The following is a 13521-nucleotide window of genomic DNA, read 5'->3' on the forward strand; positions in this document are numbered from 1 at the left end:
AGTCGGCAAATCACGGCATTAGAAAAACGCCTGAATATAAAGCTCTTTTACCGCACCACACGTAAAGTTTCTTTAACACAAGAAGCGCAACTGTTTTATCAGCATTGCCGTAATCTATTAGATGGTTTAGATGCAGCTGAGCAAGCGATAACTAATTTACAAAGCAGTCCGCAGGGAACCATTAAGATCTCTGCACCAGTAACCTATGGTGAACAAAAAATCCTGCCTTTAATAAACGATTTTGTGCAGTTATATAGTGAGATTGAAGTTATCAGTGATTTGAGCAATAGCCGTGTTGATTTAGTGGAAGGCGGCTTTGATTTGGCAATACGGCTTGGACAACTTAAAGACTCCAGTTTAATCGCCAAAAAATTAGCCGTGCGTTCAAATTATGTTTGCGCTTCTCCCCAATACATTAAAAAGTTTGGTGAGCCCCACTCACTGTCCGAATTAAAAAACCACAACTGCCTGCTAGGCACACGTGATTACTGGCGTTTTACCGAACAAGAGAAAGAAAAGAATATTCGTGTTCAGGGTAATATTCGCTGTAATAGCGGTATTGGACTTGTTGATGCGGCGCTAAAACATCTCGGCATCATTCAGCTACCCGATTATTATCTGCAGCAGCATATAGATTCAGGAAAACTAGTAACCCTGCTGGATAACGTGCGTGAACCACCAGAAGGGATCTGGGCAGTTTACCCGCAAAACCGTTATCTTTCCCCGAAGATACGTTTACTGGTTGATTATCTGCTCGAACATTTGCAATAAACATAAGTAACCTCAGCTCGAGATAAGCAAATCGATACAGTGCAGCTATTTTCGCGTACTTCTGCGTTAAATCAGCTACCAATAGCCAGCTATTACTACGCTGATTTGCCTTGAACTACACAAAACTATCAACACTGTATGATATAAGAGTTTAACTACATGATATTAAGGAGTATTTCGCTTTCATTATCCCGAGATGAGGTTAAGTATTAAAGCGCAATTGCAAGCTGCGTTTTAATACTGATTGCAATAAAACGGTTATTAATTATCCCTTCAATAAGTACGCCTCTAATCCTTCCATCTACACTCAATGATTTTTAGTTGCCATAATGGTCAGGCAGATATTCGTGAAAATTCGACTGTAAATAACAGTGAATTGTTAAAAAAAATCATCACTATCAGATCAAGGCAATCAACAAACCGACCTAGATCAAGCAATAATAAGTAAATAGTTGGCAATAACGTCATAAATTAAATGGTTATATTAAATATATGTAAAGCAATTGAATATATTAGGTTTCAAAACTACCATTCTTTATAAGAACTTTGCAATTAAGTTGCAACCTGGCAGGTGCGGCTAAATATCAATATAAAGTTCACTTAATTTATAAAAAAATGGAATTATTATGTCAGAAATAAAAAATGAATATGAACAAACGACACGCACAAGAGAGTGGAAAACATTTTTGTTTATCACTGTCTGTTTATTTCCCATTTTAAGCGTTTTATTGATTGGCGGTTATGGCTTTACCGTTTGGTTTTTACAAATGTTTATGGGACCTCCAGGGCACGGTTAAACTAAGCAGCTCTTTATCTACCTTTTCTCTTTTCCTTTCATTACTAAGGTCTAGTTATGATCAAATTTATCAAATGTTTCTGGCAAATTGTCAGTAAACCAAGTGTGCATTTAAGTTTAGGACTGCTCTCCATGGGTGGTTTCCTGGCGGGGGTTATTTTTTGGGGTGGTTTTAATACCGCACTGGAAGTCACCAATACCGAAGAGTTTTGTATCAGTTGTCATGCAATGTCTGACAATGTTTATGTCGAGCTGCAGGAAACTGTGCACTGGAAAAACCACTCAGGTGTACGTGCAACCTGTCCGGATTGTCATGTCCCGCATAACTGGACAAATAAAATAGCCCGTAAAATGCAGGCATCAAAAGAGGTGTGGAGCGCAGTGTTCGGTAATATCGATACCCGTGAAAAATTCTTAGCAAAACGTGGCGAGTTAGCACAGCATGAGTGGGATCGTTTCAGCGCCAATAATTCACTAGAGTGTAAAAACTGTCATAACTACAACAGCATGGATTTCTCTATCATGTCTGAGCGTGCGCAGGTACAGATGAAAATGGCTGCCGAACGCGATCAAAGCTGTATCGACTGTCATAAAGGTATTGCCCATAACCTGCCTGAAAATATGCATTCAGGTGAAGGCACACTGGCAAAACTGGAAGAGATGGCTACATCTGGTTATGACCAGGGACAAAGTTATTACAGTGTTCGCCAGCTGCCGCTGTTTACGGACAAAACCTTAGCAACAGAAGCGGGGCAATTAAATGCGGCGACAAAAGTAACAATATTAGCCGTTGAAGATAATGCCATTCAAGTTGAGATTGATGCATGGCGTAAGACTAAAGGTTTCGGCCGTGTAATGTTTGAAGATTTTGCAATGAATATCAATGATGGTTTCTTAAGCAAAGAAGTAGCACTCAGTGATGATTACATGGATAAAGGTGAATCTAAAATTGATGAGTTAACCGGCCTGCCTTGGCAGAAAGTTAGCGTTAAATTATGGATGCGCAATGGCTCGTTAACTGAATCCCGCGATACTTTATGGACCTTTGCCAAAACGACTTTCGATAAGAGCTGTAGTGTGTGTCATACCCAACCAGCTGAAAACCATTTTGACACCAATACGTGGCCGGGCATGTTTAACGGTATGTTATCTTTCGTGAATTTAGACGGCGATACACAGGCGTTAGTGCTTAAATATCTACAGAAACATTCATCTGATTTTTCAGACGAAGCGCATTAATTAGGAGGTCACAATGTCAATTTCAAGACGTAGTTTTTTACAAGGTCTGCTGGCCACTAGTACTGCAGCTTTAGTCGGTCCGGGTTTAATTCAAGCCGCACATGCGGCGGCTGGCGATACAGCTGGGCAATGGAAAGTTAGCGGTTCACACTGGGGTGCTTTCCGTGCCCGTGTATATGCGGGTAAAGTACAGGAGATAAAAGCGTTTGAAGCAGATAAATATCCGACCGATATGCTTAAAGGCATTAAAGGTATTATCTACAGCCCGTCACGTATTCGTTACCCTATGGTGCGTTACGACTGGTATCTGAACCGTGAAAAAAGTGATACTACACAGCGTGGTGATAACCGTTTTATTCGTGTTACCTGGGATGAAGCAATCACCCTTTTCCATGATGAATTAGAACGTATGCAGACTCAGTACGGTCCTTGGGCAATTCACGCCGGAAGTACCGGCTGGCGCTCAACGGGTCAGGTGCACTCCTGCGGTAATCATATGGCGCGCGCAATCGCCATGCACGGTTACACAGTCAATAAGGTCGGTGACTACTCAACGGGCGCGGGTCAGACGATTATGCCCTACGTTTTAGGGACAACTGAGGTTTATGCACAAGGCACCTCCTGGCCGCTAATCCTTAAAAACAGTAAGACCATTGTACTTTGGGGAACTGACTTAGTTAAAAATTTGCAGGTCGGCTGGAACTGTGAAACACATGAAGCGTTTGAGTATCTTGAGCAGCTGAAAGAAAAAATCGCCAGAAAAGAGATCCGCGTGATCAGTGTTGATCCGGTAAAAAGCAAAACACAGAACTACTTAAACTCAGAGCAGCAGTACATCAATCCGCAAACTGATGTGCCGTTTATGTTAGCGATTGCACATACACTTTATAAAGAAAATTTATACGATAAGAAATTCATCGATACCTATGCATTAGGTTTTGGAGACTTTGTTCCCTACCTGTTAGGCGCAACTAAAGATAAAGTTGAAAAAACGCCGGAATGGGCTGAACAGATCTGCGGCATAAAAGCTGATCAGATTCGTGAATTTGCACGCATGCTAGTCAAAGAGCGCACGCAGATTATGGTCGGCTGGAGTATTCAGCGTCAGCAGCATGGTGAGCAGCCATACTGGATGGCAGCGGTACTTGCGACTATGTTAGGGCAAATCGGTTTACCAGGCGGCGGTATCAGTTACGCACACCATTACAGCTCTGTAGGTGTTGCTTCAACGGGCGCAGCTGGTCCGGGCGCATTCCCGCGTAATCCGGATAAACCTGACAAACGTATTCACAAAAACAAAGACTACAAGGGCTACAGCAGCACGATTCCCGTTGCACGCTGGGTTGATGCTATTTTAGAACCGGGTAAAAAAATTCAGGCAAACGGTGCAACCATTACCCTGCCGGATCTTAAGATGATGGTTTTCTCGGGTTGTAACCCGTGGCACCACCACCAGGACCGCAACAACATGAAAAAAGCTTTCCATAAACTGGAAACAGTTGTGACGGTTGATTTCACCTGGACGGCAACCTGTCGTTTCTCTGATATCGTTCTGCCGGCTTGTACGCAGTGGGAACGTAACGATTTAGATCTCTACGGTTCATACAGCGGGCGCGGTATTATTGCGATGCAGAAACTGGTTGATCCTTTATTCCAGTCGAAAACTGACTTTGAAATATTTACCCTGCTGGCACGCAAACTCGGCCAGGAAAAAGACTACACCCAGGGTAAGAATGAGATGCAGTGGGTAAAAGAACTTTATAACGGCTGTGTTGAAGCTAATAAAGCCAGCTTCCCGATGCCTGATTTTGAGACATTCTGGAAAGAGGGTTTTGTTGATTTCGGTAAAGGCAAAGACTGGACACGTCAGGCTGCTTTCCGCGAAGATCCGGAAATCAACTCATTAGGAACTCCGTCTGGTTTTATCGAAATTTTCAGTCGTAAAATAGACCGTTACGGATACAAAGAGTGTCAGGGTCATCCAATGTGGTTTGAAAAAGCAGAACGCTCACACGGCGGTCCAGGCTCTGATAAGCACCCTATCTGGTTACAGTCCTGTCACCCGAATAAACGCCTGCACTCACAAATGTGTGATTCTGAACAGTTCCGTGCCACATATGCAGTTAAAGGCCGTGAGCCTATCTACCTGAACCCGCATGACGCTAAATCACGCGGTATTAAAGATGGAGATTTAGTAAGAGTATTTAATGAGCGCGGTCAGTTATTAGCTGGAGCAGTAGTATCAGACAACTTCCCGTCGGGTGTTGCCCGTATCGAAGAGGGTGCATGGTACGGCCCGGTTGATGAGAAGATAGGTTCATTAGATACCTATGGCGATCCGAATACTCTGACTATGGATCTGGCAACTTCTGAGCTTTCACAGGCAACCAGCGCCAATACCTGTCAGGTTCAATATGAAAAATTTATCGGTAAAGTACCTGCAGTGACCGCATTTGGCGGCCCTAAAGAGATAAGCTGAAGATAACTGAAACAGAATATGAGATATTTGTCGCTAAAGTAGCGACAAATACCTCATCTGCAGGACCTCAATAAGTGAGCACAAGAATGACTGAAACAACTGTATCTGAAATAAATGAAACACGGGCTAGCCTGTATTGGTGGTTTGCCACCCTGCTGACCAAAGAGCTGGATAAAGAGCAACTTGCTATCTATTTTTGTGGCGAAGGGGTGAAGTTATTGGATCAACTTGAACAAGAAGCACTCTTTACAGCTTCTGTTGAAAAGATAAAATCAGCATTAACCACGATTTTACCAATCAACAAACCGGAACTGGAATTAGCGGCTGATTTTAGTCAGATATTTTTAACCGATACTAAAGCTGGTGCACCACCCTATGCATCTGTTTATCTGTCTAAATCTGGACAACTGTTTGAGCAGCCTCATCAGGATATGGTGGATCTGTTTACAGCCCAAGGTTTAGTCGTTGATCCTAACTTTAAAGAGCCGGCTGACCATATAGCCATCCAACTTGATTACCTGGGTAATCTTATTATTCAAGATGGTGAAGGTGTCAGTGATGCGCAAATTGATTTTATCGAGACTAATATTCTCTCTTGGTTAGATATGTTTGTACAAGCTACCGACAAGGTCAAAAACTCAGGTTTTTATCAGGGGATTTGCCAACTGTTGCAGGCTTATATCAAGCAGGATCTCGCAGAAATAAAAGCTTAATTTACAGATAGCAAAATAGATAAAAGGGCCGCCATAGTTTGTTAGTTTACAAACTATGGCGGCCCTTTTATCTTCTAGGAAAAATTAAAGCAGCTGCAATAACCGATAATTGCATTACTTTTCTCTGCTTGTCCTAAAATGCTTCTTTTAATAAAGCAATCAACCCTTGTAAAGCAGGACCCTGTTTACTGCTGCGACTTACGATATAATCGATGGTATTCATCCAACCAAAGGGTTCATAAGTCACATCTAGCAAGCTGACTTTGCCCTGCGCTAAAGAATCTAAGGCTAAATCTTCAGGCAACATGGTCCAGCCAATCCCTTGTTCAGCTAATTCAAGCAATAAATGATGATTACTGGCATACCAAATTTGTGTGCTAATCGCATGGCTAAACCATAACTCTTTTCCGTGGTAGGTACGTAATACCAGTTGTCGATAGGCACGTAACACTTGATCGGTGACTTCCTGCATTGAGGCGAGCGGATGTGAAGGTGCGGCTACGGTAATAAATTTATTATAACCAAGCGTGCCAAAATCGACATCATCCGGAAATTCACCCTTGCTATAAACCAGTCCAATATCTATTTCACCTTTACGTACATATTCTTCAATATCATAAGTGGATGCTGTAACCACTTCTAAATTAGTCATCGGAAATTGTTCGGCAAACTTTTTAATCTTATTAAAAATAGGCCCGTAGGAGAGACTTTCTTCAATTCCAATAATTAATTCATGCTCTTCCTGCTGCGATAATGCCGATACTTTTTGATCAAACTGGCGCTGCTGTAACAGAAGCGATTTAGCAATCGGCAGTAACGCTTTACCATCATCACTTAATGAAGGGGTATTACTGCTTCGGTCAAACAGTTGTTTATCAAGAGAAATTTCAAGATTAGAGATGGACTGACTGATACCGGACTGGGCTCTTTTAAGCTTACGCGCAGTTGCTGAAAATGATCCGTTTTCAGAAACGGCAACAAATATTTTTAGTTGTTCAAGACTATACATATCACGACCTGTGATGGTTGCTAACTTTCCTTCAGTTTAATTAAGATAAATAATAAATCCAACAATTAATCACAAGAATTTAATGGGGAATATTATGTCCACTGCTGAACGCTTATTGCATATGGTTTTATTTGAAGGTATCGCCGTATTTTTATCAATGCTGGGCTTATTACTATTTACCAATATTGAAATTCATTCGGCATTACAAACCATGATCGCCTTATCGCTAATCGCGATGGTTTGGAATTATATATTTAATATTGGTTTTGACAAAATTTTTATCGGTAAGCGTGAAGAAAGAAGCTGGAAATTACGAATTAGCTATGCATTACTCTTTGAGTCTGGTTTAGTATTTTTAACCACTCCTGTGATGGCGTATATTTTACAAGTCAGTCTCTTAGAAGCGTTTATTTTGGATATTGGTCTCACTCTGTTCATTTTGCTATACACACTGATCTTTAACTACGCTTATGATCATTTACGCGCTCAGATTATTAAATCTCATGAAGTCCAAACTTTAGTTTAAATATAAGGAACTGATGCAGGAATATAATTATTTATAGCCAAACTAAATTGATATAAACCAATTCATTTAAGGTTTGCTTTAAAAGAGATAACTGACCAGCCTTTTTTTATAACGGGGTCTTATGTTTTGTTAATCAAGACAGGTCCCCAAAAGGAGATAAACTGCTCTATGATCAATTTTATGCTTCTGCTATAACTCTTTTAACATCCAGATATCGCAACCGCCATGAATCGTTCCTGCAAGCGGACGATTTAAGTGTATAAAGCCAAGCTTTTCATATAAAGCAATAGCAGGTTTCATGATCGATAACGTATCGAGATAGCAGCGTTTATAACCTTTCGATTTTGCATAATGCAAACATTTAACGGCCAGCTCTTGCCCGATACCTAATCCTCGACTTTCCGGCAACAAAAATAGCTTACGTAATTCGCAAGTCTCCGCACTATTATTGAATGATGCAAGACCACATCCCCCCACAACTTGTTCATTAATTGTGGCGACATAGTATTTGCTTTTGCTTTGCTCACTATAATGCCGGCTCATGCAGTACACTTCGGGATCAGAAGGACCAAAACCATCTCCGACAGCGCCATGTTCCGCACCGACACTTTTAATAATATCGCAAACTTGCAGATCCTGTGATGGAGTTATATCTGATATTTCAAATATCATTTACATACCTACTCTTCAAGCGATTACAACAACACAAACAATGCTGTACGTTGCGCTCTGCTTGCGTAATCCGATTGACTTGTCTGATAATTGCTTCAATTTCCAAGGTGGATTAATAACTACGATATTCTTGACGCCTAGCTATTCCTGATCAGCAATAGAGTAATACCAACCTTGATCCGAGCTATAACGTTTTTCTGCATTTATCAGCATACAGTTGTCGATATGATTTAAGCTCTAATTGTGCTTCAGTCAGTCCTAACTTTTGCGCAATATCCAGCAATTGATGCTTATATATTTCCAGCATTGATTCATCATCAGTCATAATTGCAAGCTCAGCAAAATCACCAATCCCCTCAAGATGATCAACTGTGACGTGATACTGACCTAAAAAATATATACTTCGCTGCTTTTTCATCTCCAAAATCTGCTCATATCCCATCGTCTTGAGCATGCTTTTAGCTTTAATAACATCTGTAATATTAACGGCTTCACAACGATCTGTTTCCGGTCCTTTCACTATCCACAGCATAATACCGGATGGCTGCATCTCTCTTATGCAAACACTCTTATTCTCAGTACTTAATGGCCATTGAGGAGAATCAAAATAGCAATCATATTCTAGATTGTTTTCCAGCATAACTTCCGGATTCATTAACTGTAAATCAGATAAAAAACGAGTTCTAGAAATTAAATGATATTTTAACTCTACCTCAAACTTCCCCTTGAAATGTTCACTCATAAACTAAATCCTTAAATAAAATCGACAAAAGCTCTTCACTTTACAAGTCGAAGCAACGCTCAAAAAAAAAGCTAACAAAATCAACGCATCTTATAGGATATTTACAGTTCTGCACCCTTTTCTATGCGGAGATCGCAGGAGAATAACGTTAGGGGTTAGGAATTTGAGGCAACCGCTCTTAGACAATCGTTTTACTTTTAAAAAAAGTTAATAGGACAAGGCTTTTAAAGTGATCTAAAAGTAGCTGTCAGCTAAAAAAGAAGCCGTTCACCTTAAGTGAACGGCATTGGCTGTTTGGGAACTGTTATAATGCGCTTGTATGCGCTATTTCAATCCATTAAAAGATATAGCTGTAAAGGTAACCTGCTCCGATAGCCATAGTTAAGATCACCGCAAGAAAAGCGAGGATCATCTGATTTTTAAAGATAGATTTCAGTAAAATAACTTCTGTTAAACTAGCCCCTGCACTGCCAATAATCAGGGCCATCACCGCCCCTAGGCCCATACCTTTTGCGGCTAATGCTGCGCTAAGTGGAATCACGGCCTCTGCGCGAATGTACAGTGGAATACCAATAACAGCGGCAATCGGCACAGCAAACGGATTGTTTTCACTGGCGACGCTAGCGACAAATTCAGTTGGCATAAAACCATAAATCATTGAACCCAATGCAATACCGCCGATCAAATATGGCAATACGCTTTTAAAATCACTCCAAGTACCCTGCCATATTCTTCCCCATTTATTAACGGGTGCGACTATCCCAGCGCAGCCACTTGAACAAGCTTTTGATTGAGGTGTTAGATAAGCCTCAGCTTTAATGTACTTCTCAAAACCTAATTTTTCCAAGGTATAGCCTGCAATAATGGAGACACCCATAGCAATCACAAAGTAGAACACGGTGACATCCAGGCCAAAGGTGACGGCAAATAAGCCGATGATAATCGGATTAAGCAGCGGACTGGCAAATAAGAATACCATCATAGTGCCAAAGCCTGCTTTTGCTCTTAACAATCCCTTTAAAAAAGGGATAGTTGAACAGGAGCAAAACGGTGTAATAGCGCCTAAAAGTCCCGCAACAAAATAGCCTTTACCCTTTTTACCACTGAGTATACTTTGAATTTTACTCGGCGGAATATACTCCTGTAAAACCCCGACTAGATAGCTAATAGCAAGGAATAAGATCGTAAGTTCAACGGCGAGAAACACGAACATATCAACTGTTTCTGCTAACATTTCATTTGTAATTGTCATAATTTAACCTCTGTAATTTCACCTGTTAATACCAAAGTTCTGGAATATTGGAAATATAAAGGTAAAATCTGTTGCCGTCAACGCATTTCCATAAATATCGAAATATAAACCTAGAAGATGAATTTAATGAAAATAAAGGTCATATCAAAGGACCAATAGTCACAGCTTATAGGAAAATGATCTTACAAATTTATCGGCAAGAAATTTTGCTTCATCAGCATTAAGGACTTGGGATTCCTTCTGTAAAAGCTCTGCGGTGATTTTTGAGATAGTTAATTCGGATTGACGCATTCTTTTAATTGCTTGTGGATCTGCATCCATTATTTTTCTGACTAATTTTTCAACCTTAACGTAGCTTGGCAGACTTGCTTGCCAATTTGCCTGCCTCATCTCATTCTTCATATAGTAAGCTGAATTATAAGTAGCCAAGCCTTCTTCAAGGTTGCTCGCTCCGTTTTTTCCGTTTGGAGATAGTAAATGAATACATTCATGAGCAAGTTGGTAACATGCTTGATCATTATCAGTCATTGCTGACCTTCCAAGCTGAATAGCAACGTTTTTGCAATTTCCCGGATAGCAAATTTTAGGTCCGTCACTGCTAAACTCAATCCCTAGAATTGTATATTCATTGTCTCTTCGGCCGTACATCTCCTCTGCCAATCTTAGCATTTCTCCCAGTCGAGAAACTAAAGTCAAAGAGTAACCATCTAGAGTTTCATAAGCAAAAAATAGTGCTGCATCTAACTTAGGCTGCAATTGACACTCCAATTTTATTGAGATGGCAGCACCTGCCGCATAGGCCGAGGCATTGCTACTTGCCAGATGTCGCCAAATTATCCAACAATACGTAATGCGATATACGGAACAATGTTAAACATAAATATACATATTTTGAAAAATGCCATGCCCGTATAATGAATAGTGTCGAAACTTTCCACAGATAGCTTCAACCATTTACTATGAACTCGATATACAAAATCATGGGCCAGCGTTAACCACAACACCCAAAACAGCAACAAGCCAATGTTAATTACCGAGCACCAGGCTAAAGCGTCACGAATTAATTCAATTGTCATTATTGTTCCTCCTTCCGAGGTCTAACACTACAAACAACGACGAGCCAACTGTGCAGAGTCCGATTGATTTGTGTTAGAGCGCAGGCTTATAAACGGACACAGGCGTTAAACTAAAACTGTAGGCAGATGAATCTTCCTCATCCACAGTGCCATCTTCAACGGCACATTGCCATGCATTAGAATAATACTCGTCATCCGAAGGTGTGTGGTGAGTATCAGGTAAGTTTATTACATAGGATTTAACTACTCGTCCACTATCATTTTCAATGATTGAAACTTTCATAATTCACTCCTTGATTTAAATATAAAAGCATATCGTTTGAGGGTGCTAACAGTATATTAGATGGCATACATACTAATATGCATAATGTCTCTCCAATAAAGATAGTTCACCGCAAGAAAAATGATATTAAATAGTTACTTATCTTGTATTTATGAGGCAAATAAATGTGCTCTAGTATTGGATTTTTCTTTAAAAAACAAACGCAACCGTCACCCTCACATCTCTTAAATAAGTGCAATTTCAACGCAGTGTAACCATGCATATATACAACTACTTAAAGTGACTAAGATAGATACTTTCTACTTCGCGGTGTTTTTCAAGACAGTTGGCACAAATTAACTGATATTGAGCAAGTCCTGCGTTTATTGCTGCGCTAGCTTCGATTAATCGTAATATCTGAGACAAAACCATTCTCAGTACTAATGAGGGCTTGTTTGAGCATAATGGCAGCTTCCTCTGCCGTCATAAATTCTGAAGTGTTTAATACTTTACCGCTTGTTTTCCAAAAGTCAGTCGCCATTCCTCCTGGATAAACTGCAATAAGTTTCATTGGACTGTCTTTAAGCTCCAGGCGCACTGATTCCAGCAAACCTCGTACAGCCCATTTCGCGGCACAGTAGGTAGACTCTCCTGCTTTAGCTACTTGGGCTGCTGTTGACATAACAATCACGACCGTGACTTTGTGGCTACGATAGCGCTGGACCAGCTCACGTAATAAGAAAATTGTAGAAGTCACATTATTCGCTATCAGATTATTAATAGCCTCAGGTTCCTGCTCTTCTATCGGACCAAAATAGCCACTGCCTGCGCAGTGAATAACGGTATCGGGAACTTGCTCTAGGGAATCCAGAAGGGCTGAGATCGCCTGCGGATCACAAAGATCTGCTTGTGCGGACTGTACTTTTCCCGACATTTTTTCTGCAACCTGTGCGAGGCGCTGCTTATTACGGCCGCTAATAAGCAGTGATTTACCGTCAAGGTTATACAAATTCGCCAGTGCAGCACCTAGGCCGCTACTGGCACCTGTAATTAAAATCATAAAATTCCTTTAATAAAAGATAATAAACGTCATTCATTTTATCCCCTGTAAGTAATTCATAGCAAAATTTATTCAAATGAATAACTGCTTTTCTGCGCAAAAAAGATGAAAGGTGGGATATCTATTGAATTATTTAAAATTATTCACTTATTATTTAACAACTATTGGATGTTCCTATTGTTAGTTTCATATTAACGACTTGATCCATTGTTACTGCAAGCGTCCAAGTAACTTTGCCATGTTAGGATTTATTACTCGCTTTAAGCACTTCATCTGCAATACTTTTTTCTAATGATGACTCTGTAACAACCCCTTCCATAGAATGGTTGCTGTTCAAAAGAGGAAGGAATTTTTCATTATTTCTTCGCATTCGATCTAAAGTGTCAATTGCACTTGTATTAGAATCTACATAGTGAGTAACTATGAGCTTGGAAAAATCAATCAAAATGTTTCCAGACTCGAGTGAAGTTACAAATTGTTCTTCCTTTCCTAATAAATCACTTGCCAGCATAACTCCGATAAATTTTGACTTATCGTCAAGCAGTTCAATATATTCCAATTTCGGTAGTATCTTAAGATACTGTTTTACTGCGTCAGATGCATAGGAAGGATACTTGTTTTTAAATTGAAGCCTTTCGATAGAATTTTTCTCTTCTTCTGAAAGTTCATACAGATGAGCTAGCGTACCTTTTTGCTCACTTATATCGCCAACAATTGCTTTTCTAGCAGCAAGCGTAATTCTGTTTTCGACAGGCTCCTTAAGAGACGCCTCAATTTCTATACCAAAGCCTTTAAAACTACTTATATAGCCTCCAGTGAACATTACAATTAGAACTGGAAGTATCGAAATAACTAACCATTTTGTTTCAATATCTAGCCAGTTTGGTTTTCTTCCCCTAATGTGAATGATTACCGAAAGTAAAA

General features: G+C 40.2%; 15 protein-coding genes. 6 read left to right on the plus strand and 9 right to left on the minus strand.

Annotation, left to right across the window (positions count from 1 at the left end; genetic code table 11):
• From AC4GME_RS07835 to torD, 5 genes are all read left to right on the plus strand, one after another.
• The coding region (locus AC4GME_RS07835; RefSeq protein ID WP_490379205.1) for a LysR substrate-binding domain-containing protein at positions 1-771 on the plus strand (771 nt) is incomplete at its 5' end.
• A gap of 626 nt (positions 772-1397) precedes the next feature.
• Positions 1398-1568, plus strand: a complete 171-nt coding sequence (torE, locus tag AC4GME_RS07840) for a trimethylamine N-oxide reductase system protein TorE (RefSeq protein WP_490378088.1) — start codon at positions 1398-1400, stop codon at positions 1566-1568.
• Between the two features lie 56 nt (positions 1569-1624).
• Complete coding sequence (torC, locus tag AC4GME_RS07845; RefSeq protein ID WP_490378089.1) at positions 1625-2806, plus strand: pentaheme c-type cytochrome TorC; 1182 nt, start codon at positions 1625-1627, stop codon at positions 2804-2806.
• 13 nt (positions 2807-2819) lie between these two features.
• Entirely contained in the window at positions 2820-5285 is a 2466-nt protein-coding gene (torA, locus tag AC4GME_RS07850; RefSeq protein ID WP_490378090.1) for a trimethylamine-N-oxide reductase TorA, read from the plus strand.
• A gap of 86 nt (positions 5286-5371) precedes the next feature.
• Positions 5372-5998, plus strand: a complete 627-nt coding sequence (torD, locus tag AC4GME_RS07855) for a molecular chaperone TorD (RefSeq protein WP_490379206.1) — start codon at positions 5372-5374, stop codon at positions 5996-5998.
• Between the two features lie 133 nt (positions 5999-6131).
• Here torD and AC4GME_RS07860 read toward each other — a convergent pair whose 3' ends face one another.
• Entirely contained in the window at positions 6132-7007 is an 876-nt protein-coding gene (locus AC4GME_RS07860; protein ID WP_490378092.1) for a LysR family transcriptional regulator, read from the minus strand.
• A 94-nt stretch (positions 7008-7101) separates the two neighbouring features.
• Between AC4GME_RS07860 and AC4GME_RS07865 the strand changes: the two genes are divergently transcribed.
• Positions 7102-7533, plus strand: a complete 432-nt coding sequence (locus tag AC4GME_RS07865) for a PACE efflux transporter (protein ID WP_490378093.1) — start codon at positions 7102-7104, stop codon at positions 7531-7533.
• A gap of 189 nt (positions 7534-7722) precedes the next feature.
• Here AC4GME_RS07865 and AC4GME_RS07870 read toward each other — a convergent pair whose 3' ends face one another.
• From AC4GME_RS07870 to AC4GME_RS07905, 8 genes are all read right to left on the minus strand, one after another.
• Complete coding sequence (locus AC4GME_RS07870) at positions 7723-8205, minus strand: GNAT family N-acetyltransferase (RefSeq protein ID WP_490377171.1); 483 nt, start codon at positions 8203-8205, stop codon at positions 7723-7725.
• A gap of 184 nt (positions 8206-8389) precedes the next feature.
• Entirely contained in the window at positions 8390-8947 is a 558-nt protein-coding gene (cyaB, locus tag AC4GME_RS07875; protein WP_490377170.1) for a class IV adenylate cyclase, read from the minus strand.
• 337 nt (positions 8948-9284) lie between these two features.
• Positions 9285-10199 carry a permease gene (locus AC4GME_RS07880; protein WP_490377169.1) on the minus strand — a complete coding sequence of 305 codons (915 nt, stop codon included), beginning with the start codon at positions 10197-10199 and terminating at the stop codon, positions 9285-9287.
• A gap of 159 nt (positions 10200-10358) precedes the next feature.
• Positions 10359-10955 carry a hypothetical protein gene (locus tag AC4GME_RS07885; protein WP_490377168.1) on the minus strand — a complete coding sequence of 199 codons (597 nt, stop codon included), beginning with the start codon at positions 10953-10955 and terminating at the stop codon, positions 10359-10361.
• A gap of 77 nt (positions 10956-11032) precedes the next feature.
• On the minus strand, positions 11033-11275 hold the full coding sequence (locus AC4GME_RS07890; protein ID WP_490377167.1) for a DUF6868 family protein: 243 nt from the start codon (positions 11273-11275) through the stop codon (positions 11033-11035).
• 73 nt (positions 11276-11348) lie between these two features.
• Positions 11349-11558, minus strand: a complete 210-nt coding sequence (locus AC4GME_RS07895; RefSeq protein WP_490377166.1) for a hypothetical protein — start codon at positions 11556-11558, stop codon at positions 11349-11351.
• A gap of 373 nt (positions 11559-11931) precedes the next feature.
• Positions 11932-12597, minus strand: a complete 666-nt coding sequence (locus AC4GME_RS07900) for an SDR family NAD(P)-dependent oxidoreductase (RefSeq protein WP_490377165.1) — start codon at positions 12595-12597, stop codon at positions 11932-11934.
• 241 nt (positions 12598-12838) lie between these two features.
• Positions 12839-13521 (minus strand): hypothetical protein (locus AC4GME_RS07905; RefSeq protein WP_490379207.1); only part of this gene is annotated, 683 nt, incomplete at its 5' end.

This window comes from Psychromonas sp. (genome assembly GCF_983033635.1).

What these genes read in the sequence shown, in the direction of transcription:
- AC4GME_RS07895 (WP_490377166.1), bottom strand. Translation starts at nt 11,558, where the DNA reads ATGAAAGTTTCAATCATTGAAAATGATAGTGGACGAGTAGTTAAATCC.
- torC (WP_490378089.1), top strand. Translation starts at nt 1,625, where the DNA reads ATGATCAAATTTATCAAATGTTTCTGGCAAATTGTCAGTAAACCAAGT.
- AC4GME_RS07880 (WP_490377169.1), bottom strand. Translation starts at nt 10,199, where the DNA reads ATGACAATTACAAATGAAATGTTAGCAGAAACAGTTGATATGTTCGTG.
- AC4GME_RS07865 (WP_490378093.1), top strand. Translation starts at nt 7,102, where the DNA reads ATGTCCACTGCTGAACGCTTATTGCATATGGTTTTATTTGAAGGTATC.
- torE (WP_490378088.1), top strand. Translation starts at nt 1,398, where the DNA reads ATGTCAGAAATAAAAAATGAATATGAACAAACGACACGCACAAGAGAG.
- AC4GME_RS07900 (WP_490377165.1), bottom strand. Translation starts at nt 12,597, where the DNA reads ATGATTTTAATTACAGGTGCCAGTAGCGGCCTAGGTGCTGCACTGGCG.
- AC4GME_RS07890 (WP_490377167.1), bottom strand. Translation starts at nt 11,275, where the DNA reads ATGACAATTGAATTAATTCGTGACGCTTTAGCCTGGTGCTCGGTAATT.
- AC4GME_RS07870 (WP_490377171.1), bottom strand. Translation starts at nt 8,205, where the DNA reads ATGATATTTGAAATATCAGATATAACTCCATCACAGGATCTGCAAGTT.
- AC4GME_RS07860 (WP_490378092.1), bottom strand. Translation starts at nt 7,007, where the DNA reads ATGTATAGTCTTGAACAACTAAAAATATTTGTTGCCGTTTCTGAAAAC.
- torD (WP_490379206.1), top strand. Translation starts at nt 5,372, where the DNA reads ATGACTGAAACAACTGTATCTGAAATAAATGAAACACGGGCTAGCCTG.
- cyaB (WP_490377170.1), bottom strand. Translation starts at nt 8,947, where the DNA reads ATGAGTGAACATTTCAAGGGGAAGTTTGAGGTAGAGTTAAAATATCAT.
- torA (WP_490378090.1), top strand. Translation starts at nt 2,820, where the DNA reads ATGTCAATTTCAAGACGTAGTTTTTTACAAGGTCTGCTGGCCACTAGT.